The sequence below is a fragment of the Asticcacaulis sp. AC460 genome (genome assembly GCF_000495795.1).
Lineage (GTDB): Bacteria > Pseudomonadota > Alphaproteobacteria > Caulobacterales > Caulobacteraceae > Asticcacaulis.
This window is the reverse complement of sequence record NZ_AWGD01000043.1, coordinates 20,746-44,027: the sequence shown is the minus strand read 5'-3', so window position 1 is coordinate 44,027 and position 23,282 is coordinate 20,746. Positions and strand designations below refer to the sequence as shown.

The following is a 23,282-nucleotide window of genomic DNA, read 5'->3' as shown; positions in this document are numbered from 1 at the left end:
GGGATTCGCGGTTTACTCCGTCGGGACAGAACCATAACGGGCGGGAATAATCAATCGGCCCGCGCATGGCAGTTGCGGCGGCAACGCAAATTTTACCGCCAGTTGCGCAACCGCGGAACTCGGTTTATGACGGCCCCCTGTTCGCCACTCAACCCAGGACCTGCCATGCCCGCCGCCTTCGATGACCTCTGGATCGGTCAGGTCGCTTCCATCGGCGCCGGCGTCATTTCCGACGAGGAACTGGCCAGCTTCTGCAAGAGCTATGCGCCGACGTGGAATCCGGCCGACGGCGTGCCGGATGCGCTGATCTTCACCCTGTGGTCGCGCTTGGAAACCGAAGCGGCCTTGCAATGGCCGCAAACCAAGCGCCTGGCGGTCGACGCCCTGCGCTGGTCGCGCAACCCGCCGCCGGGCGAGCTGCTGCGCGGCCGCATGACGGTGATGGGCAAGGACGCGGTGGGCGACACCAAGGGCGTGGTAATCGCCCAGCACGACATGCTGGACGAAGCTGGCCGCCTGGTCTTTTCGTGCCTGACCCGCTCTGTCTTCCAGCGCAACCCCAAGGCGCCGTCGAATTGACATAACGCGCCGTATGCCATGGTACTTGCCAAATGAACGAGGACCAATACAGGCTGATTTTTAATCGCCGGGGCGCCCAAAATCAACTTCTGTGGCAAGTGCCGACGATATGCACCGCCTCCGAGGCACTGCTGCTTACGACAGCTTTTAATCCGCTTACGACGCCGACCACAGCGCTCATTTTCTCCATTTTCGCCCTATTAGTCAGCTTTTCGGCCATTCACCTGATGACAAAACACCGTCATCTAGAAGTCGCAGACTCCCACGCCTTGATCGACTTTGAAAAGTCGAATTCGGACAAGGGGTACTCCGTCGTGCATGGAAATTACAAAAACACGGGATGGGCTCCGGGCAATGGGTTCGCCAAACTTTCCGCATTCTGGATGTGGATGATTGTCCTGTTAGGCTTCCTGGGCGTTTCCACCTATGCTGTTTACATAAGTGCCGAAAGAACATTTTCGCCAACTCGGCTTGAAGGCAAAAGTTCTATCTCAATTCAGTTTAATTAATAACGAAATTTTTTCTATTATATTGCCATCATAACAATAAATCCAGACTCCATATATCAATAGCATAAATCCAATGCTATTTGAGAAATACGCAATGCTATTGCATCACCAAATTTTCATGCATTTTTTGGTTGCCTCGATTAAGCGCTCGCACTACCATCAGTTGTTGCAAATTTCGAGGTCACTTGATGCCTTCTTTACGTCCACAGCCAAAACCAGACTCACGTAAATATAGCGATCTTATTGGAGATATTGAGAAAGGTGTCATCAAAATTCCCAAATTTCAGCGCGAATTTGTATGGCCTATTGAAAAAACTGCGATACTCTTGGACAGCATTCTTAAGGGGTATCCAATCGGAACTTTTATACTTTGGCGAACAAACCAACGCATGTCTGATGTGAAGAACATCGGAAATATTTCGCTTCCTGAAACACCCGAGGGGCGCCAAGTTGAGTACGTATTGGATGGTCAGCAGCGTCTTACCTCTCTCTTCGCCGCCTACATGGGCGCAAAAATTCGAAGAGGGGGCGATGCAAACGAGACAGACTACCGCGAAATCTATGTTAGCCTTACGCCCAACCCGGGGGATGAAGACCAACTAGTTACAGTTTGCCGCAACAATGACTCTACCTCCGCCTCTCACCTCATGCCCCTTACAGATGTCCTGAGCTTGACACGAAGCAGCGGCACCGCGCTCCAGAAACAGTTCGGATATACCAACGCTCAGCTAGATCTTGCGGACATATACCGCCAGGCATTTACGACCTACGAATTCTCAACGGTGACGCTGACACGCGAGGATATAGACAGCGCGATCGAAGTTTTCACGCGCATTAACACCGGCGGCTCCATACTTACGCTCTTTGAAATTATGGTTGCAAAGACTTACGATGAAGAGCAAAAATTTGACATGCAAGTAAAATGGGCGAGCGTCGAAACAACCTTGAGTAAGGTTGGATATGACGGCATTCCTCAATCGCTGATCCTTTCTCTATTGTCGCTTATACTAAGCCCAACTAAGGAATGCAAAAGGAAGACTATTCTCGACCTTGAAAAACAAAGAATCATTGACACTTGGCCGCTTGCAGTGGAATCCATTAAGAGTGCGGTAGACTATTTTCGAACAACTTTTAATATTCCTGTATCTGCTCTATTACCTTATGACGTCATGATCGTTCCATTTGCATATTGGTTTTATAAGAAGAAACATGCCCCCACAAACAGGGCAAAAGTTCGAATGCAGGAGCTTTTCTGGCGTTCGGCCCTTTCGATGCGCTACTCATCAGGCAGTGAATCTAAATTAGCTGCTGACATCAAAAATGTAGAAAATATTATTGACGGGAAGAAGTCTTCTTCGACCGATCTTTCTGACGACTTCCTTTACATCGACAACGCAGAATCGCTAATAAATACAAATTTTTCGACTGGAAATGCTCTCTGCAAAGCGATCTTGTGCCTCCTTGCTTATCAGGAACCCAGAAATTTTGATGACAATGGCAAAGTGTTGCTCGACAACAGTTATCTCAAAATCGCGTCATCGAAGAACTTTCACCATTTTTTCCCAAAAGCTCATCTCGCGAAGCAAGGGATCGACAATGCGAATTCGATCGTCAACATTACTCTAATTGGTGCAGATCTGAACAAGCGAAAAATTAGTGCTCGGCCGCCAAAAGATTATATTTCTGAATTTGAGGTTGCGAATCAAAATATAAAAAAATCGTTGGCAACACATTTCATTGATCGCGACAAAATGGGCATCGATGAAGACGATTATAATAAATTCTTGAAAAGCCGGGCCAAGAAGCTTTGGGCACAAATCGAAGAACGCATATATCCCGAGTGAGTATTGCGAAATTGAGCCATTCAAAGTCAAGAAGAACTCCAATGGTGCAATATTTCTAGGTGACGTCCCATGGCGTTGCGTAACTCATCGTCCGTGAGGAAGTGGTATTAAGCTTCGTTAATCCGCGTCCAGGTATAGATCGGCCAGGCGTGCGGGTGACCGCAATAGAGCGCATCCCAAAAAGTGTGACGCACTTTTTGGATAAAGATGCGCGTCAAAACAGAAACTTAGAGCGCCGATCCGATTCTTCCGGATCGAAACGCGCTCTAGGAGGCGAACGTCGCCTAAAGCCCCGTCCAGTAGCCGGGATAGTGCCGGGCAAAATTGTCGAAGGTCGGCATCCGCAGGGGGTTCAGCGCCGCCGCCTTGAGGATGGCCTGCAGGGTGTCTTCGCGGACACCGGGACGGTTGTTCAAAACACGGTCCACGGTGGCTGTCGAATGACGCGTCGCCCGGGCAATATCGGCAATCGTAACCATCACGAATCCCGGCCCGATTGTCTCCGCCGGAATTTCTTTATGCGTTTACCACCAGGCCGACACGCCCAGGAACTATGAAACCACCTGGCTGAGCAGCAGGGTAAAGATCAGTCCGCAGATACCGACCAGACCTTCCATCAGGGTCCATGACCGCAGCGTATCCTTCACCGACAGCCCGAAATACTCCTTGAACATCCAGAAGCCCGAGTCGTTGACGTGGCTGAACATCAGGCTTCCGGCGCCGATAGCCAGCACCATCAGGTTGGGATCGACCCCACTGGCCGCCACCAGGGGCGCGACCAGGCCGGCTGCGGTCAAACCTGCCACGGTCGCCGACCCCAGCGCCAGGCGAATGACACCGGCGATCAACCAACCCAGCACCAGCGGCGGCACCGGCAGGCTCTTGAGCATATGCCCGAGTTGGTCATTGACGCCGCCATCGACGAAGATCTGCTTCAACGCCCCCGCCCCGGCAATGATCAGCAGGATCGGCGCGATTTCACGCAAAGCCGTGCCTGAGCCGGCCATCAGGTCGCCCAGCCGCATCCCTCGCCCAAGGCCCAGGGTCACCACGGCCACCACCACGGACACCAGCATGACGATCATCGGGTGGCCGAGAAAGGCGATCAGTCCCTTTGCCTGAGCGTCCAGACCGTCGTAATAGCCCAGCAGAGTAAAGGCGCTCAGCAGGATGACCGGCAAAAGCGCCGTCAGAAAGCTGTTGGCCGCCGACGGCAGCTTGTCGTCGGCCACCTCGTCCACCACGAACAACTGGGGCGGATTGGCCACGATGTGTTTGGCGCTCAGGGCGAACACCGGGCCGGCGACCAGGGCGGTCGGGATACCGACAATCAGACCATAGATCAGGGTCAGCCCCATATCGGCGCCGAACATCGGCACGATGGCCGCCGGCGACGGATGCGGCGGCAGGAAACCGTGCGAGATCGACAGTCCCGCCATGACCGGCAGCGCCAGGTAGACGATGGGCTTGCCCGACTGGCGCGCTACCGAAAAGATCAGCGGCACCAGCAGCACGAAACCGACATTGTAGAACAGCGGAATCCCGACGATGAACCCGGTCAGACACAGCGCCAGGGCGATGCGCTTGTCGCCGAAGGCCTTGATCAGCACGATCGAGATCTTCTTGGCCGCGCCGCTGTCGGCGACGATCTTGCCGAAAATCGCCCCGAACGCCAGCAACACGGCCAACGACCCGATCATACTGCCTATGCCGGTCTCGATCGACTTGGCGACCTTCTCGAGCGACATCTGCAGCAACAGGGCCGCCAGGATCGACGCCACCACAAAGGCCAGCAGCGGCTGGACCTTCGCCCAGGCAATCATGGCGATCAGCGACAGGACTGCAATCAGCACCACGGCCAGGACGGCCGTCTCGGCAGACAAAACCGGCATCAGAAGCCCTTCACGCTCAGGCTGTACAGGCTGTGGTGCGTCAGGATGAACAGCGTTTCCTGGTTTTCACCGCCGAAGATGAGTTGCAGCGGCCGTTCCGGCGTATCGATGCGGCCCAGGGCCTTGCCGTCGGCGTCATAGACGAAGACCTGCCCGTTGGCGACGAAGAGCCGCCCCTTGGCATCGACGGCGACGCTCTCGCCACCGCGATCGGTCAGGGCCTTCACGTCGGTGATGCTGCCGCCCGGTCCGACCAATCCGCTGTAGATGCGCTGTTCCGATCCGTTGCTGACCGTCACCCGGTCGCCCACCTTGGCTGTCACGAAACCGTAGGTATCAAGCGTGTCGGAAAACCGCCAGCCCTGGAAGTTGGTCTTGCCCTGCTTGTAGACACGGAAGGCCGGCAGAACCAGGCTGCCGTCCGGCGAGACATATTCCTGCGCCTTGGGCACGGCGACGTCGCGGGCAAACATCTGCGCCAGGGTGGTGAATTCGTAGGTCTTCGGATCGAGCTGGTCGCGGAATTCGCCGTTGTTCCAGAAATGCCCCGGAAATGCGACGACGGCGCCCGGACGCGCCACCACCGGGGTCGGCGCGATGCGCGTGATCGGCGCCGTCGCTACCCACGGATCGAAACTGTAGACCGAGGCCTCAGGCCCGTCCGACGACAGCACCATCAGATGCCCGGACTTATCGACGGCCAGGTTGACGGGATCCAGCCCCTCGTCGCTGACGACCTCCAGGCCGCGCGCCTTCGACCAGCGATAGATGCGGTGGAAATGCTTGTCGACGAAGTAGAGATTGCCCTTGGCGTCGACCGCCCCACCGCTGATCGAATAGAAATCGCCTTCCAGCTTCTCGACCTTCGCCGCTTCCAGACCGGCCGGCACGGGCGTTGGCGGCACGGCCGGCGGCGTGGCGGTGACGTCCAGCACGGCGAACTGGCGCTCGCGCAGTTCCAGCTTGTGCGTCATGTCGGTGATGGCGTTTTCGAACGGGAACTTGCTGGCGCGCAGATAGGTCCCGCAGCCATTGTTGTCGCAGGTGGCGTAACCGCTTTCGGCATTGGTCGACATGTTGCGGAAGCGGATATTGTCGACGTTGTAGAGCTTCACCGCCGTCGTCGCCGGCTTCAGGCTGCGCGTCACACGATAGGCGTGATAGTTGGCGAACAGGATGTTCTTGGAGTTGCGCACCTCAAGCGGCATCGATTCCAGCCCGTCGATCACCTCCTGCTCGGTCTGCGGCGCCAGAAACTCCCAGTTTTCGACGCCATCCAGAACGATCTCGTGACGGTTATGGTGCTCGGCCGACAGCTCATAGACATGACCGGGCGTCTTGGTGTTGCTGACGTAGAAGCCGGTGTCGGACATGGTATTCGGCGTCCAGTTGGCGACGAAATAGCCGCCGCCGCCATCGGTCACCCAGATGCCGGGATGCTGGCCGTCCATGCGGAACTTCGGATCGGAAAAATCGACGCGCTTGCCGTCGGGCAAAAGCGTGCCATGGCCGCCATGGATGCGGACATCCTCGACCAGAGAGCGCTCACCGGCCTTCCACAACAGCACCGTCGCCCGCGGATTGACCCCGCCGGTAAACAGCCCCAGGCCGAAGACGATGGCGTCGCCGCCCTTGTCGCTTTCGATCAGAGCCTTGGCGCTACCGACGCCCTGAAAGGCCGGTGTTTCCTCGGCCAGGGTGATTTGCGTCACGCTGGGGTGCAGTCCGATCAGCACCGTGTCCTTGCGCAGCCGCAAGGTATCGCTGACCAGGTAATGCCCGGTCGGGAGGTAGATGACCCGGTGCGTATCGATCGCCTTCTGCAACGCCGCCGTATCGTCGGCCACGCCGTCCCCCACGACACCCAGCGTATGCACATCGACCCAATCACTGACCGGCGGCAGTGCCGGCAGCACCGGCCCGCCCCATTTCGGCATCTGCGCTAAAGCCTCGGCTTTGAAATTCGTATCGAAGTGGCCGATCTGGCCCAGCCCGTCGATCTTCAGACCGTAATTGAATTCCCGGACACGATAGTTCGCCCCCGGCGCCTTCAGCGTCTTCCCGGAATCCCGAAACCTAGCGAACACCGGCGTGCCGGTGGCGACGGCGTTGTCGAAACCGATCTGGGTGAAGGGGCTGTTTTCGTTGCTGATGACCACGGCCGCCTTCGACACATTCTCGAAGCGGACATCCTTGCCCCAAAGGCTGTCGCTGTAGCCGCGGTCGATATCGATACCGGTCGGCGTATTTTTAATGGTGATGTTGATCAGCGTCAGGTCGACCTCATGCTCGCGGATCGCAGCCTCGCGCTGGCCCTCGAAGGTCGAGTCGATCAGGGTAAACTGCCAGGCGGGCGAGGTCTTTTCGGTCACGATGCCATAGCGGCCGCCATAGAAATGCAGGTCCTCGGCCTCGTTGCCGGCCTGATAAATCCCGGCAAACCCCGAATCGAGATGGAAGTCGATATGGCTCAGAAAGGCGTGCTGGGCGATGCGCATGCGCACCCCGGCCGCGGCCGGATTGCCCTTGCCCATCTCGAAATCGACATTGGACAGCGCCGAATAAAACGTTCCGGAATTGGCGTCGCGGACAATGGCGCTGTACGGCCGCGCCGACGGAACCGGCACAGGCACCGGTCCGGTCGAATACTGATCGGCGCCGCTGAAGATGACCATGGTCGCCACGCCCTTGTCGAAGCCCGGCGTATGGTCGGCCAGCAGCAGGACGGGCCGCGTCGGGCCGACCCCGAACAGGCGCACGGCCGGCGGGATGACCAGGGTTTTGGTGATGCGGTAGCGCCCGGATGGCAGCCAGACGATACCGCCGGCGCCGGATTTGGCCGCGGAATCGATGGCGGCCTGGATTTCGGCGGTGTCGTCGGCCTTGCCGTCGCCGACGCCCTTGACCGTTATGGCCCTGGGGTCGCTGGGCGCGGTCAGGAAGACGGAGCCCCGTCCCTCGCCGGCCCAGGCAAACGAGGTGCCGAACGCCATGGCCGCCAGGCAGGCGGCGATCATCAAGGTCTTACGTGCCATCGGATTAGGCCTCCGGTCAGATGTGGCTGAATGTGGGTCTGGGCGTTTCGGGAACGGTCGACAGATAGCTCATAACCAGGTCGACGCAGCGCGCCGGATCGGCATCGCCATCGATGGTCAGGACGTGCTCGTCCGGCCGGGGCAGTTCCAGCGTCGCCATCTGGCTGTCGACCAGGCTGGGCGGCATATAGTGATTGGGCCGGTTGCGCAGACGCGCCCGCACGATATCGGCCGAAAGCTTGGGAAAGACGAACAGGATCGGTCCGCCCGACCGGGTCCGCAACAGTTGGCGGTAGGCATAGCGCAGGGCGGAACAGGACACGACGCGGCCGTCGCCTTCCCTGGCCGTTTTCAGTTCTTCGGCGATCCGTTCCAGCCACGGCCAGCGGTCGTCGTCGGTCAGGGCGATTCCGGCCGACATCCGGGCGACGTTCTCGGCGGTATGCAGGTCGTCGCCTTCGACGAACCGGTAGCCCGTCGCCTCGGCCAGGCCCTTGCCCAGCGTGGTCTTGCCGCAGCCGCTGATACCCATGATGACGATCGCATGTGCCGAAAAGGTCAAGGTCTGGCCTCTGGAGCCTCATACCCAAAAGTGGACGCCACTTTTTGGATAAACATGAGGCGTTGCAAAAAATGAGAGCAACGAAGCACGTCTGCTCGGCGCACGGTGCTCTAACGGAAAAAAGAAAACATGCTTCCAGGTCGCGCTCGGGAGAAGGCTTTTAAGCCTGGAAGCATGCGGCCGGGACGTCACTGCACGTGTCAACAGCGCCGCCGGGCCAAGTCAGGTATATCCGCCGCCAGGTGCGGCGGATATCCGGGGTACGAAACTCAAAGACTGCTTGGAAATCCGTTTCCAACAAGCCCTTAGTAGTTGAAGCGAACACCAACCCGATAGAAGCGGCCGAGGGTGTCGTAGAGGGCCGGGTTCACGTCGAGACCGGTATTGGTCTGGGGCGACGGTTCCGGATCGGCATTGAGCAGGTTGTCGACCTTGAAGTAGGCCTGCACGCCCGGACGGACATTATAGGTGCCGCCGATGTCGATATAGGTCATGCCCTTCATGGTGTTGTTATCCAGGGTCGGACGGTTGCCGGTCGAAGCCGGGCAGCCGGAGCTGCAGACCACGTACTGGTTGCCGATGACGCCGTCGCTGAACCAGCGTTCCTGGATCAGGAAGCTGAACTTGTCGTTCGAATAGGTCTGGACGAACAGCACCTTCCAGTCGGGCGTAGCGCCCGAGTTCTGGCCGGCGGTCTGCGACGGCACCGTGCCCGGCAGGCCCGGGGTCGTGGTGAAGTCCTGGACGTTGGTGGCCAGGCCACGCAGCACCAGGTTGCCCGGCAGGCCGAACGGCTTGGACGCCTGATAGCTGAACTCGTAGTCGACGCCGTGGGTCTTGATCGAGGCGGCATTGATATTGCCGACGTTCACATAGGGGTTGGCGCCGGTCAGGTTGAAGGCGTTACAGGCCGACGGCACCGATCCGTCGAAGCAGTACTGCACCAGTTGCGTGGCGTTCGGACCGCCGGCGATCGCATCCTCCATCTCGATGCTGTAGTAATCGACCGAGGCGTTGAAGCCCGGCAGCCAGTCGGGATTGGCCAGGACCACGCCAAACGAGAAGTTCTGCGCGATTTCCGGCACCAGGCCCGGGTTGGAACCCTGGTTCTGCGACACGGTCAGGGTCGTGTTGGTGAACGGGTTGGTGAAGTTCGGCAGGTTGGTCGAAACGATCGGACCGAACAGGTCGTTCAGGTTCGGTGCGCGCACGTCCTGCGACCGGACCGTGCGGATACGGATGCCGTCCAGCGGCGTATCCCAGGTCAGGCCGACCTTCCAGGCTTCGACGCCGCCCGACGTGCTGTAGTTGGTGGAACGGCCGGCGGTGTTCAGGTTGACCTGCCCCAGTTGCTCGCTGTTGAGCAGCGGCACGTTGAATTCCAGGAAGGCTTCCGCCACCGTATAGCTGCCGCGGCCGTTGCGGTAGTTGCCGGCGTAGAAGTTGCCACCGCCGGTGCTGAGCAGCGGATCGGCCGGATACTCAGCCGTATAGGGGCTGCTGATGCCATTGCCGTACGGGTCGGCGACCGCGCGATAGGTTTCACGGCGGTATTCGGCGCCGAAGGCCATGGAAACCGGACCGGCCCACAGCGAGAAAGGCTCGCCCGAGAAGCCGACGCTGGCCACATTCTGGGTCTGGATGGTGTGCTGGAAGGCGCCCACGGCCGGTTGCAGATAGGCCAGGGCGGCGGCGCTGGGGGTCTGGTTGCCGATGACATTGACGGGCACGCATCCATTGGCGCGGGCGACCGGGTCCGCGCAGACGATGACGTTGTTGATCGTCGTCGCGTTGATCGCCGCCGTGAAGCGTGCCTTCAGAAGCAGGTTATGGACGTTGATGTCCGAGGTTTCCTTGCCGGCCTGGTAGTAGGCGTTGTAGCTCCAGTCCGTACCGAAGGCGTTGAACCTGCCGTTCGAACCGACGACGAAGCGCTCCTGCTTGCGTTGCGTGTTGACGCGGATATTGGGCAGCCACGGCGTCACCGTCCCGAAGCGGAAGCTGGTGATGTTGTTGTCGGTACAGGCCTGCTTGATCGCGCCCGGCACATAGGGATTGGCGCATTGGATGGTCAGGCCGGCCTGGGTGGTGCCCGGGTTCGGCTGGTTATGGGTGTCGACCTTGGCCAGGTTGACGGTGAAATAGATTTCGCTGTCCTCGTTCAGGTCGAAGGAGGTGCGGTTGTAGAAGTTGGTTCGGGTGATGCCCGACTGAAGCGTGGCGCCGACACCGACATTGGCTGAGGTGTCGCCGCCAATGCAGAAGCCGGTGTAGCAGCCGGCGACCGTGCCATTGGCATCCTTCTGCGGCACACCGGCGGGGCCACCCAGACCATTGGAGCCGTAGACGAATTGATAAGGGTTGCCGCTCTGGTCGAAGGCGATGCCCTGCAGCGGGCCCGCCGTGATCAGACCGTACTTGCCATAGGTATAGGACTGGGCATGGTCGAGATAGCGGAACTGCGGCGAGCCGTTATTGGTCTGGCCGGTATTGACCAGAGTCGACGAACGGTACCAGTCGCGGCCATTGGCGGCCTTTTCACCGAAGTCGCCGGGCCCGACGCCGTCTTCCTTGTGATATTCCAGCGCAAAGGCCGTATGCAGCTTGTCATCCAGGAAGGCCTTGCCGAAGGCCACCTGGGCCACGCCGGTCTTGTCGTCGCCATAGGTGGTCTCACCCAGCGAGAAATTGGCCTTGAAACCTTCGAAGCGGGTATCGGTGACGAAGTTGATCACCCCGCCGACGGCATCCGAGCCCCACGACGCCGAGGCGCCGCCATTGACCACGTCAACGCGCTTGATCAGCAGTTGCGGGAACAGGCTGATGTCGGCGGCCCCCGTGCCGATATTGGCCGGGACGACGCGCTGGCCGTCCAGCAAAGTCAGGGTACGGCTGACGCCGAGGCCGCGCAGCGCGAACGAGCTGAGGCCCTGCTGGCCGCTCGAGGTGCTGAAGGTGTTGGTCGTCGTGCCGCTGGAGCCCTGCAGCGACGGCAGCTGGGCGACCGTGGTGAAGATGTTCGGCTGGGCATTGTTGGCGATGTCATTGGCCCCCAGCGAGCTGGTCGGCGTCGGCGCCTTGAACCCGCGTGTGGTGATGCGCGACGCGGTGATGATCACGGCGCCGTCGTCGGCCGTCGTGGCTTCCGGAGCGGCCGCAGTCGTGTCCTGCGCATAGGCGCCGGTGGCGAGAACGCCCAGCACAAGTGCGGAAACCGAACAAACGATCTGACGTTTGAATCTAAGCATGTGTCTTTCCCTTCACGATCGGCAAATGACAGCGCTAACATTCAACAATCCAGCAAAACGCACACAGGCCGGCCCTTGCAAGGCTCATGCTCTACATTCGTCCCGATCGCGATGACAGCGCTAACACAAAACCGTCAATATGAGCGTCCTGACTTCGTACCAGGCACCCGGCGTTATTCCCAATTCATTATTTTTGCCGATGACAGCGCTAACATTTAGCCATGCGCCTATCGGTCAGACTAGACCTAGGTCCAAACCGCCGATATGTCAAGCCCGCATCATAAGTACGACACGCCGGGACAACGCCTTCCGCCCACCACCGCCCCGTCCGGCGGATACTGGAACCACGCCCCCGTGACGGAATGCGCCGGAGCATTGGCAGAAATTTTCCACTAATATATTGAATAATATGTAAAAAACTTTAACCACTCCACGCCCCTGGCAAGCCGGAAACCCAAAGAGCACACCCACACCGCCACATCCACCTTCGCGCATCACCCCGAATTTTCTCGCGCCCAATCATCAGACCGTATGCGATATATATCCAAAGCGATAATGACAGCGCTATCATTGCATTTTCCCAGGATTCGGTACAAGAAGGGATAAGGGACTTCGGGGCGAGCAAAGGTCGGGTACGCACATCTTGGACAGGGCATCAAAACTGGCGTCGCGCGCCTCCAGCACCGGCCGGGCGACCCTTGACGACGTTGCGAAACAGGTGGGCGTGTCGACGATCACGGTGTCGCGCGCCTTCCGCTGGCCCGACAAGGTGTCCGAAGACCTGCGCAAACGAATCCATCAGGCAGCCGACGACCTGGGCTATGTCCGCAACCGGGCGGCCAGCGCCCTGGCCTCGAACCGCTCGATGAACATCGCGGTCCTGGTCCCCTCGCTCAGCAACTCAGTGTTCGTCGATACGGTCACCGGCATCGAAAAGGTCTTCCGCACCCACGGTTACCAGATGCTGATGGGGGTCAACCACTACAACTCGGAAGAAGAAGAAGCCCTGGTCCGCGCCTACCTGGCCTTTGCGCCCGACGGCATGCTGGTGACCGGCTTCAATTACCGCGAAGCGACGCGGCAGCTTCTGGACCAGGCCGGCATCCCCATCGTGCACATGATGGAGCTGGCCGACCGTGAGGGCGCCTACAGCGTCGGCTTCTCGCAGGAGGCGGCGGCCCAGGCCATGACCGAACACCTGCTGTCAAAGGGCCACCGCCGCATCGCCTTTGTGGCGTCTCAGCTCGACCCGCGGACCCTGGCGCGGAACCGCGGCTACCGCGACACGGTGATCAAGGCCGGGCTCTATGAGTCTCACCGCGAAGTCCTGGTCCCGGACCAGTCCTCGGTCGCCCTGGGCGGCGCGCTGCTGAGGCGGCTATTGGAACAGGCGCCCGATACCGACGCGGTCTTTTTCTGTAACGACGACCTGGCGCAGGGGGCTTTGTTTGAATGCCTGCGCCGCGGCATCCAGGTGCCGGAGCAGCTGGCGGTGGCCGGTTTCAACGACCTGCCGATGTCGGAATGCACGGTGCCGTCCCTGACGACGATCGCGACGCCACGTTACGAGATCGGCGTCCAGGCAGCGCATATGCTTTTGTCGCTGATCGAGGGCCAGACGGTGCCGCGCAACATGATCGACCTGGGCTTCCAGCTTCGCGCCCGCGAAAGCGCCTGACCCGGTTGGCGCGTCCCGGCCGTCACTGACAATCCGGCTTGAAGCGCTCGGGCGGGGCGACGACGCAGCCATCGTCCATGCAATCGATCAGATCATTGCCGAACCGGTCCGTGGCGTGGTCGTAGACCTGAAACCAGCCGCCGTCGTCCCATACGGCGGTCGGCATGGCCATCGTCGCGGCGTGGCGCGGAAACTGCGCATACCACTGACGGATATTGTTGCAGTTCATGGTGGCGTAGCGGCTTTTCCAGCCGACACCCCACTCACCGATAAAGACAGGCATGCCGCCGCCGACCGTGCCCGCCCAATCCGCCATGGCCTGCATCGGCCGGGCTATATCGGCCGCGGTCCACGCGTCGGCATAGTCGCCCTGGTTGTCGCCGCTGAAGGTCCAGGGATCATAGTGATGAAAGGTCGCCATCACATAAGCGTCCCTGCCGCCGCCAACGGCTTCCAGATCCGGCCAGGTACGCGCCATCTCCGCCGCGGCGAACCACTGGTTGCCGCCGATGATCACGATGCGCCGGGCATCCGCCGCGCGAATCCGGCGATAAGCCAGGCCGGTCATGTGACGCAGGCGCTCCGGCGGCATCGCATCCCGGTTGCTCAAATGCGGCTCATTGAGGATTTCAAACAGCAGGCGATGGTCGCGATCGCCGAAAATCTCGCTGATATCGGACCACAGGGCTTCCAGCACAGCAGCGCGGTCGAAATCCTTCAGATCCGTCTCATGGTGGGCGTTGAGAACGACATACAGACCCGGCTTGCTGAGGGCATAGTCGACAACGGCCTTCAGCGCGGCCAGCCGGCCAGACCCGCGATCCACCCTGCCCGTCAATGGGTCTGCCATCACGACGCCGCCAACCGGTTCCGTCCAGGTCACCGGGATGCGGACAACCCGAAAGCCCCGTTCGTAATAGGCGTCGATCTTCGGTTTGGCCGCCGCCAGGGTCGGCGGATGCTGGCTGTTGTCAAACATCTGGCCCAGATTGAAGCCCATCCCCATCGCCGCCGCGGCCTGACGGGCGTCCGGCGCCACCGACGCCTCGCGAAAGGTCAGGGTCGCGAAGTTCATATTGCCGCCGGACCGGACGTGCACGGTCAGCCGGTGTGCGCCTGCCGTCAGTCTGAGCCGGATCAGACCCTTCGCTTCATCCCAATGGTGCCAGTGCCGCCAGGCCACCGCATCCGCCGTATCGGCCGTGACCGACAACGTCAGGTCCCCCGTCGCCGGCGCGCCATCGACGTCGATGGCAATCGTGCCGCCACGCTGGGACGTGTACAAAAGGTCGCCGACATAGTCGCCGTCGTGCGCCACATCGACCGTCAGGTTGAACCACTCGCCGGGCTCGGTCCAGCCGACATACAGCTGATCGGCGGGCGGGACGACGCGGTTGAACGGACTGTCATCGACGGCGACGGACGGATTACCGAACTTGGTGAACGAGATATCGACGCCTTCGCCCGCCCGAAAGGCATGCAGATAGCTGCCATCGAGCGGATTGAGCGCCCCGCTGCCGTGATTCACACTGTCCGTGTCGTGATAGGCGACGCCTTCCCCCCCGGCGTCATAGTAGGCGGCATGCACCGTTCCGGGGATCTCCTGCGCCCCGCCGGTGTAACGGCTGTCACCAAAGGCTATGCCGGCCCTGTCCGCCCCGACCGCAAACCCCGGCGCCGCAAAAGCGGACATCACGGCAACAAGAAGCCAGGCGAGCCGCCGGCCGTGAAAAAGCATCGCCTTCATGTCCAAACCTTTCCTGGGATCATTGCGTCGGGCAGGTGGCGCCGGGCCTCGTCTCGGCCAGGCGGATATCCTGGATGGAAATATCGAGCGCGCCTTCGGTCGTCAGTTGCATCACGGTCGGGGTCACCGCCAGGTCCTGACTCACGAAACATGTCAAGGGCACCGACAAGACCCGGTAGGCGGACGATGCCTCCGCCAGCCACGCCGTGACCGGCACGGAGGCACTGCCGACACCCAGGCGGACCGCGTTCGTCGGCGCCGCATTGACCCGCAGGGTGATGGACAGGACCATCGCCCCGTTGGCCTCGCGGGCGATGTCGGACGGCGTCGCAGCTCCAACGGCCAGGGAGGCCTGCGTCTTGCCATTCCACACAGCCCGCAACCCGGCGTCATCCTGCGGCGAAACCGTCAGGGCCGCGGTGCCGTAAAGCGTCGCCTGGGTGCCGACATAGTCCATGCGATGGTTGTCGTTGTCGCTCAGCGTGACGCCGTAGCCGTTCCACACCGTGCCCTTGCTGAAATAGACGTTCTTCTCGCCGTATTTGGTGGAGCTGGCCACCTCGGGCAGTTGCGCCGTCTGCGCCGGCCGGGCGTAGCTCAGCCCGAACCCGTAAGCGAACTGCGGATCGTAATTGGCATCGCCGACGTTCAGCGGCGTCTGGTCCGGCCGCTTCGGCCACGAAAAGCTGAGCCGTCCCTGGAAGTCCTTGTCGCCGACCAGAACATCGGCGACACCGGCGCCCTCCGACCCGGGCAGCCAGGCGGCGACAAAGGCATCGGCGGCATTGATGTGCGGATTGACGTACAGCGGCCGTCCGGACAGCAGAACCGCCACCACCGGAATGCCCCTCGCCTTCAGAGACCTGAGCAAGTCCAGCGACTCGGTGTTGCCATAGTGCAGGGCGACGTCGGACTGATCGCCCATGAATTCGGCATAGGGCGTTTCGCCGAAGACCACGATGGCGACATCCGGTTTTTGCGGCGCGGTTGCGTCCGGGCTGAACAGCACCTGCCCGCCCTTCGCCTCGACCTGGGCCTTCAGGCCCTCATAGATCGAGGTGGCGCCGGGAAAATCATTGTTGCTGTTGTCCGCCCCCTGCCAGCTCAGGGTCCAGCCGCCTGACTGCATGGCGATATTGTCGGCCCCGTTTCCGGCAATCAATACCGTTGCACCCGGCTTCAGTGGTAGCACGCCGTTATTCTTCAGCAGGACCATAGATTTTGCCACGGCTTCGCGGGCGATGGCGCGATGCTGCGGCGTGCCGATCGGCTGAAGGGTGGCGGGACGGTTGGCCGGCGAAGGCTGATCGAACACCCCCATGCGGAACTTGACCCGCAGGATGCGCCGTACCGCATCGTCCAGACGGGCCATCGGAATGGTGCCGTTGCTCACGTCGCGCACCAGGTTGGCATGGAGCAGCTTCCAGTCCTGGGGCTGGTTATAGATATCGAGGCCGGCATTGAAAGCGGCGGCACAGTCGGACTTGGTGCAGCCGGGTATCTGACCATGGGCCAGCCAGTCGCCCATGATGAAGCCGTCGAAACCCATGCGGCCTTTCAGGACACCGGTCAGTAGCGGCTTGCTGGCGTGCATCTTGACGCCATGCCACGAATTATAGGAGGCCATGACCGACTGGGCGCCGCTGTTGAGGGCGTCGACATAGGGCGCCCCGTGATGGCGAATGAGGTCGGCTTCGGAGACCGACGACTCGCCCTGATCGCGCCCGCCATCGGTACTGCCGTCGCCGAGGAAGTGCTTGGCGGTGGCCACAACATGCCGGCCATCCAGGAAGGTCTCGCCCGATCCCTGCAGGCCGGCCACCATGGCGGCGGCATACTGGCTGACGATGGCCGGGTCTTCCGAATAGCTTTCATAGGTCCGCCCCCAGCGGTCGTCGCGCGCCACCGCGATGGTCGGCGCAAACGACCAGTCCATGCCGGTCGCGCGCACCTCAGCCGCCGTCGCCTCACCGATGCGCCGCAGCAGATCGGGATCGCGCGCGGCGCCCAGGCCGATATTGTGGGGAAACAGGGTGGCGCCATAGACATTGTTGTGTCCGTGCACGGCATCCGACGCCCAGATCAGCGGTATGGTCACCGTCTGACCGGGCGCGACCGAGGCCTGGTAATAGGGTTCGATCAGGTCGACCCAGTCCTTGACCGTGGCGTGCTTGTTGCCGCCCGGCACGGCGCCGCCGCCGTTTTCGATCGACCCGATGTGATACTGAGCAACCTCTTCCGGCCGGATCGTTTTCCATTCCGGCTGGATGACCTGTCCCACCTTCTGTTCGACGCTCATCTGCGCCAGCATGGCGGTGATTTTGGCCTCGGTCGCCGCATCGAGGCCGACCGGCGACCGGGCGGCCGGCCATTTTGCCGGATGGACGGCCGGACGGACAGCTATCTGGGCAGCCTTCGGCGGCGTTGCGGCCCACGCGGGAGATGCCGCGACCATCAGGGCCAGTCCTGACACCACAAAGGGATTGCGGCAGATTTTCGGGTCGATCGTCACGGGCCATCCTCCAGAATAATGGTAACGTTTTCATAAAAGATATCATCGATCCAAGGCCACATGCAAACGACATTTAGCCAAGCTTGGAAAATTTGACCAATACTCCAGCTCACAAATTGACAACGTTACCATTTTCAATAACAAGGACTTCACCGCGTCGCGGCTGCGTCAGGCCAGCGGCGACCTGGCCGACCTGAACATCCCCCTGCCCACGAGTTGACCCATGGCCTTTCCTGTTCCCTATAGCGCCGCCCCCACGCGGTACGACACCATGCCCTATCGCCGCTGCGGCAACAGCGGTCTGAAGCTGCCGGCGATTTCACTGGGGCTTTGGCAGAACTTCGGTGGTGACGATGTGTTCGAAACCGGCCGGGCGATCCTCCACCACGCGTTCGACAACGGCATCACCCATTTCGACCTGGCCAACAACTACGGCCCCCCGTTCGGTTCGGCCGAAGAGACGTTCGGCCGCGTGATGGCCGGCGACTTCAAAAGCCATCGCGATGAACTGATCATCTCGACCAAGGCGGGCTGGGACATGTGGCCCGGCCCCTATGGCGATGTCGGCGGATCGCGCAAATACCTGATCGCCTCCTGCGACCAGAGCCTGAAGCGGATGGGCGTCGACTATGTCGACATCTTCTATTCGCATCGCATGGACGCGGAAACGCCCCTCGAAGAAACCATGGGCGCCCTGGCCAGCCTGCATCAGCAGGGCAAGGCGCTGTATGTCGGCATTTCATCCTACTCGGCAGAGGTAACGGCCAGGGCGGCAGAAATCCTGGAATGGTGGCAGGTCCCCCTGCTGATCCATCAGCCGTCCTATTCGATGCTGAACCGCTGGATCGAACGCGACCTGCTGGCGACGCTGGATGTGATCGGCGCCGGCTGCATCGCCTTTTCGCCGCTCGCCCAGGGCCTGTTGACCGACCGATACCTGGACGGGATCCCGGCCGACGCCCGCGGGGCAAAAGGCGGATCGTTCCGCAAGGAATGGGTGACGCCGGACACGCTGCGCCGCGTACATGCGCTGAACGACATCGCCCGCCGGCGCGGCCAGAGCCTGGCCCAGATGGCCATCGCCTGGGTCCTGCGCCATCCGGGCGTGACCTCGGCCCTGGTGGGCGCGCGCACCGTCGCCCAGTTGGCCGACACACTGAAGGCGCTGGACAACCTGGCCTTCAGCCGCGAGGAGCTGGACGCCATCGATGGTTACGCCGGCCACGATGTCGACATCTGGCAGGCGCCCTGACGGGGCTTAAGCGCAATCCGATAAGGTGTGCCGCACTTTTCGGATAATTTGCGCGTCAAAACAGAGATCTGGAGCGGCGTTTTGACTCTAGCAAAACGCATCTCGCTCCAGAGCGCAATCCGATAAAGTGTGCAGCACTTTTCGGATAAATTGCGCGTCAAAACAAAGATCTAGAGCGGCGTTTTGACTCTACCAAAACGCATCTCGCTCTAGCGCCGAAGCGCGGTCGAATCGCGAACAACGATGCGGTGGGGCAGGATTTCTGTTCTGGGCGCATCGTCGTCGGGCCGCTCGATCGCCTGCAGCAGCTTCTGTGCGGCCTTCACCCCGATATCGCGCGCCGGCTGCAACACGGTGGACAGGGCCGGATTGGTCAGAGCGGCGTAGCGCGTGTCATCGAACCCCATGACCGACAGGTCTTCGGGCACGCGAAGCCCGCGCTTTGCGGCGACACTCATCACCCCCATGGCGACATCATCATTGGCGCAGAAGATGGCCGACGGCCGCGTCGGACGCGCCAGGATTTCAATGGCGCTGTTGATGCCGCCGTTCGCGCTGAGATCGGAATGGATCACCCGGTCGCCGTCCATACCAAGCCCGGCATCGCGCATCGCCGCAATGAACCCCAGTTCCCGATCCTTGGTGACGTAGGAATTCTTCGGGCCGGACACAAACAGGATCTCAACATGGCCCAGGCGGATCAGATACTGGGTGGCATCGTAGGCGGCCTGGTGATTGTCGATGTGCACGCTTGGGAACTGCCCCAGGTCGTCGCTGACCGGCTCCAGACCGATGACGATCGGCAGGGGTTTCGACTTGGCGAGTTCGATCAGTTTGCGGCTGAACGGCAGCGGTGAGCACAGCAGAATCACGCCCTCGACCTGCCTGGCCACCAGCATGTCGATGAAGGTGCCGTTTTCCGTCACGTCCGGACGCGACTCGGTCAGGATGATCGAATAGCGCCCGTCGACGACAGCGCGGATCCCTTCCAGAATGTCGGCAAACAGCCAGCTCCCGATCTCATGGACGACGACCAGGATGATATTGGTCCGCCCGCGGCGAAAACTCTGGGCCAGGACATTGGGGCTGAAATTGATGTCATGAATGACTTTTCGCACCTTGGCGAGGGTCTTCTTGCCGACCTTGTCGGGAGCATTCAGGCATCGGGACACCGTAGTGATCGAAACACCGGCAAGCCTGGCCACTTCGACGATCGTAGGATTTGTCAAACAGGTCTCCGATAGCGGCTGGCTCTTTCGTTCGGCTTAAACCAACTTGGAGGCCTTTAAAACCCCCGAGTTTGCCGTGTGCGGAACGGATAAGGAGGCCAGGCGTCGCGACAGCCATGATGACACCACACCGCCAGCAAAAAAGCCCCGGATCGCTCCGGGGCTTTTCTTCATCTCAAACCGTCGCCAACCTTAGTTGACGGCAACCGGCGCCTGGTTGCGCTCGATGGTCAGGGCGATCAGCTTGTCCCAGGCCAGCAGCGAGTTCAGGTGTGCATAGATATGTGTCAGGGCGCCGTTGTCGCGCAGCTCGGCCAGCTTTTCGGGCGACAGCTCGTTCAGAACCTTGTCGTCGACGGCGAAATATTCGGCGATCTTCTGCGGCTCGCCCGGGGTGCCGTCCGAATTTTGCGGGCGGTACAGGGTTTCGCGCGGCGCCAGCAGGTTCAGCTCGCGCAGCAGGCCGACAAAGCTCTCGGTACGGCGACGCTCGGTTTCGAAGTCCGAGCAGAACTGCATGGCGTTTTCGACGTACGGCGTGGCCTTGCCGTTTTCGAAGAACGGCACATCCGGATTGGAAGCCTTGACCATCGGCGCCGAGGTATCGACGCACAGGATCATGCGCTCCTGGCCTTCGTCATTGGCGAAGACGAACGGATAGCGGCGGGCGAACGCGGGCAGGTAGCTGTCCGACTTGAAGACGCCTTCCGGCGACACGAACACGTTCTGGCCGGCCGACAGGCCCATGGCGGCCACCGGCATGTAGTTCTCACCGATGAACACGATCGGGTAGCTCAGCGACGCGGCCGGGAATTCCGACACGGTCAGCGGCACCACATTGGTTTCGGCGACGAAGCTGTGCGGCGACGGGATCGCGCTGATGCCCAGCGCGCCGTGAACGTCCGGGTTCAGCGGTTCGGGCGACTTGTAGAAAAGGACGTTTCCGGTCAGTACGGCGTCGTTGTTTTGTTGTTCGGCCATGGTTACCAAGTAGGCTGGGTTAAAAAATGAGCCTCGCTTCTAGCCTAAGCGCCAGCCATGGGCAAGTCGCGTAACACAATAAGCGAACCCGTCGCGATTTTGTGTATGGGCCAAGCGAAAACCGTGCCGGAATGGCTCAAAAGTTCCACACCAGCCCCGCCCGCACATTCCGTCCCGGCCCAACCACCAGGTCCTTGGTCGCCGAGGTCGCCTCGCGCATTTCGGCGTCGGTCAAGTTGCGCACCTCGGCATAGACCGTGGCGCCCGACAGCGACGACAGCTTGTACGAGGTGAACAGGTTGACGGTAACATACCCCTGTGTCGCCGTCTCGAAATCGCCCAGCTCAGCGTCACGATCGGCGACGCCGCGGACCTCGAGATGCGACTTCCACCGCGGCCCGGCGCTTTCCAGCTTCACGGTCAGGGCCTGTGGCGGCAACCGCACCACCGGCCCCAGACCGGTTTCGCCGTGGACATAGTCATAGGCCGCCTCCATCCGCACCGTCTGGCCGCGCCAGTCGAACAGCCGCGTCGACGCCTCCAGCTCCAGCCCGTACAGATCGGCATCGGTCTGCACATACTGGAATACCGGCAAGCCATCTTCTTCCGCACCCGTCGGGCGCAGGTCGATAAAGTGATCAAACCGGCTGGCGAAAACGTGGGCATCGACCGCGAACCGGTTGTCGTGATCGATCAGCCAGTGCCCGGTCAGCTCCAGCGACGAACCCGTCTCGATGCGGAAACCGGCATCGCCGATCACATATTCGCCCGTCCCTTCGTGCGGCCCGTCGGCCAGAAGTTCGACTTCCGACGGCGCCCGCTCGGCCCGTGTCAGAGCCAGGCCGATAAAGCCATGATCGTTGGGCCGGTAGAACCCGCCAACCGAAGCCGACACAGCATCGAAATCGCGGTCGAAGCCATCGGCGCTAATCGACGTCCGGTCCACCCTCACCCCGCCCTCGATGCCCCAGACGCCGGCGTCGTAACGATACTGCGTAAAGAGCCCGGCCTGCGATGTCCGGGTCGACGGCACGAAGGCCTCGCCCCCCACCGCCTGGAAGTCGCGGTCGAAGCCCGACACGCCCAAGGTGCCGCTGACCTTGCCGACACTGTCGCGGACCAGGGCGAAGCGCGCCTCGCTGCCCTTCGAAAAGAACTGCGTGCCGATCTCGCCGTCCTCGATCTCGGCGTGGTGATAATCGGAATAGCCGACCGCCGCATCCAGCCGGTTGAACCCGGCCAGGTTTACCGCCACCTGGCCGCGCGCGTCCCACCGCGCCTGGTGCAGGTCGATCTCGACCGCGTCATTGACCGCCACGCCGTAGGTGTAATCCGTGGTCTTGTAGCTCAAGCCGCCATAGCCCTTATCGCCGATATAGCTGACGCCAGCGCCCAGATTGCGCATGTCGGTGGCCGAATTGGTCTGGCGCGTGCGCGTGTCGGCCGGATCCAGCGACGGCGCCACCGGCGTGTCGTAATCCTCCGACGTACGCTTGAAGGCATCCACGGTAAAGACCCACGGCCCCGTCCCGGTCTTGAGGTTCAACGATCCCTGCAAACCCTGATCGACGCTGGACGCCTGGGCGGTCAACGTGCCTTCGACGGGCTTCAGCGCCGCCTGGCTGGGGATACGGTCGTCGACAATATTGACCACCCCGCCGATGGCATTGCCGCCATAGGCCAGGGCCGACGGCCCGCGCAGCACCTCGATGCGTTTGGCCTCGGTCGGCGAGGTCGCAACCGCATGATCGGGCGACAGCGACGACACGTCGACCGCCCCCATGCCGTTGTTCAGGACCAGAACCCGAAACCCTTCCAACCCGCGGATAACGGGCCGGCTGGCGCCGGGCGCGAACCCGGACGAGCGGATACCGGGACGGTAAGCCAGTGTGTCACCGATCCCGCCGGCGGGCTTTTGCCCCAGCTCGGCGCGGGTCATGACATCGACGTGCGACATGACGGCGTCCTTGGTGACGCGGTAGCCGCTACCGGTGATGACGACCTCTTCCTGGCTGTCCTGCGGCGCTTCAGCCAAATCTTCAGCATGAACGGCGGTAGCCAGGGCCAGGAGGGACAGGCTGGAAAACAAAAGGGTTCGGAAGTGCATGGCGGCCTCGAATGCTGCGATGCACATGTGTTATGTAATAACATCCACGCCGTCAAGCGCTTTTGTTATAATATTACATATCGCAAAAATTCTCCAAAAACGCGGCA

15 protein-coding genes are annotated in these 23,282 nt (G+C 61.1%); 5 read left to right on the top strand and 10 right to left on the bottom strand.

Annotated elements, in window-relative coordinates:
- The first annotated feature begins 165 nt into the window (after window positions 1-165).
- The 3 genes from ABAC460_RS50260 to ABAC460_RS46660 all read left to right on the top strand — a co-directional run bounded on the left by ABAC460_RS50260 (window position 166) and on the right by ABAC460_RS46660 (window position 2,932).
- Window positions 166-579, top strand: coding sequence for an acyl dehydratase (locus ABAC460_RS50260; protein WP_023455794.1), 414 nt, complete (start codon window positions 166-168; stop codon window positions 577-579).
- Between the two features lie 32 nt (window positions 580-611).
- On the top strand, window positions 612-1,088 hold the full coding sequence (locus tag ABAC460_RS46665) for a hypothetical protein (RefSeq protein WP_023455793.1): 477 nt from the start codon (window positions 612-614) through the stop codon (window positions 1,086-1,088).
- A gap of 188 nt (window positions 1,089-1,276) precedes the next feature.
- Window positions 1,277-2,932 carry a GmrSD restriction endonuclease domain-containing protein gene (locus tag ABAC460_RS46660; RefSeq protein WP_031237540.1) on the top strand — a complete coding sequence of 552 codons (1,656 nt, stop codon included), beginning with the start codon at window positions 1,277-1,279 and terminating at the stop codon, window positions 2,930-2,932.
- A 284-nt stretch (window positions 2,933-3,216) separates the two neighbouring features.
- Here the strand turns inward: ABAC460_RS46660 and ABAC460_RS46655 are convergent, their stop codons facing one another.
- The 5 genes from ABAC460_RS46655 to ABAC460_RS46635 form a co-directional block, all read right to left on the bottom strand.
- Entirely contained in the window at window positions 3,217-3,411 is a 195-nt protein-coding gene (locus ABAC460_RS46655; protein ID WP_023455791.1) for a LacI family DNA-binding transcriptional regulator, read from the bottom strand.
- A gap of 72 nt (window positions 3,412-3,483) precedes the next feature.
- On the bottom strand, window positions 3,484-4,824 hold the full coding sequence (locus ABAC460_RS46650; RefSeq protein WP_023455790.1) for a gluconate:H+ symporter: 1,341 nt from the start codon (window positions 4,822-4,824) through the stop codon (window positions 3,484-3,486).
- On the bottom strand, window positions 4,824-7,859 hold the full coding sequence (locus ABAC460_RS46645) for a glycosyl hydrolase family 28-related protein (protein WP_023455789.1): 3,036 nt from the start codon (window positions 7,857-7,859) through the stop codon (window positions 4,824-4,826). The genes ABAC460_RS46650 and ABAC460_RS46645 overlap by 1 nt, the downstream gene beginning before the upstream one ends.
- Window positions 7,860-7,875: 16 nt before the next feature.
- Window positions 7,876-8,421, bottom strand: coding sequence for a gluconokinase (locus ABAC460_RS46640; RefSeq protein WP_023455788.1), 546 nt, complete (start codon window positions 8,419-8,421; stop codon window positions 7,876-7,878).
- A gap of 305 nt (window positions 8,422-8,726) precedes the next feature.
- On the bottom strand, window positions 8,727-11,669 hold the full coding sequence (locus tag ABAC460_RS46635; protein WP_023455787.1) for a TonB-dependent receptor plug domain-containing protein: 2,943 nt from the start codon (window positions 11,667-11,669) through the stop codon (window positions 8,727-8,729).
- 643 nt (window positions 11,670-12,312) lie between these two features.
- Here ABAC460_RS46635 and ABAC460_RS46630 point away from each other — a divergent pair.
- The gene (locus ABAC460_RS46630) at window positions 12,313-13,347 is read left to right on the top strand and encodes a LacI family DNA-binding transcriptional regulator (protein WP_023455786.1); all 1,035 of its coding nucleotides are present in this window, start codon (window positions 12,313-12,315) and stop codon (window positions 13,345-13,347) included.
- Between the two features lie 22 nt (window positions 13,348-13,369).
- Here ABAC460_RS46630 and ABAC460_RS50970 read toward each other — a convergent pair whose 3' ends face one another.
- On the bottom strand, window positions 13,370-15,094 hold the full coding sequence (locus ABAC460_RS50970; protein ID WP_023455785.1) for a cellulase family glycosylhydrolase: 1,725 nt from the start codon (window positions 15,092-15,094) through the stop codon (window positions 13,370-13,372).
- 19 nt (window positions 15,095-15,113) lie between these two features.
- A complete protein-coding gene (locus ABAC460_RS46625) occupies window positions 15,114-17,606 on the bottom strand; it encodes a glycoside hydrolase family 3 protein (RefSeq protein WP_023455784.1) in 2,493 nt (830 codons plus the stop codon).
- A gap of 223 nt (window positions 17,607-17,829) precedes the next feature.
- Here ABAC460_RS46625 and mgrA point away from each other — a divergent pair, with 223 nt between their 5' ends.
- Complete coding sequence (gene mgrA, locus ABAC460_RS46620; protein ID WP_023455783.1) at window positions 17,830-18,858, top strand: L-glyceraldehyde 3-phosphate reductase; 1,029 nt, start codon at window positions 17,830-17,832, stop codon at window positions 18,856-18,858.
- A 209-nt stretch (window positions 18,859-19,067) separates the two neighbouring features.
- Here mgrA and ABAC460_RS46615 read toward each other — a convergent pair whose 3' ends face one another.
- The 3 genes from ABAC460_RS46615 to ABAC460_RS46605 form a co-directional block, all read right to left on the bottom strand.
- Window positions 19,068-20,087 carry a LacI family DNA-binding transcriptional regulator gene (locus tag ABAC460_RS46615; RefSeq protein ID WP_023455782.1) on the bottom strand — a complete coding sequence of 340 codons (1,020 nt, stop codon included), beginning with the start codon at window positions 20,085-20,087 and terminating at the stop codon, window positions 19,068-19,070.
- Window positions 20,088-20,279: 192 nt separating this feature from the next.
- Window positions 20,280-21,068, bottom strand: a complete 789-nt coding sequence (locus tag ABAC460_RS46610; protein ID WP_023455781.1) for a SapC family protein — start codon at window positions 21,066-21,068, stop codon at window positions 20,280-20,282.
- A 136-nt stretch (window positions 21,069-21,204) separates the two neighbouring features.
- Window positions 21,205-23,175, bottom strand: coding sequence for a TonB-dependent receptor (locus tag ABAC460_RS46605; RefSeq protein ID WP_031237538.1), 1,971 nt, complete (start codon window positions 23,173-23,175; stop codon window positions 21,205-21,207).
- Window positions 23,176-23,282 lie beyond the last annotated feature (107 nt).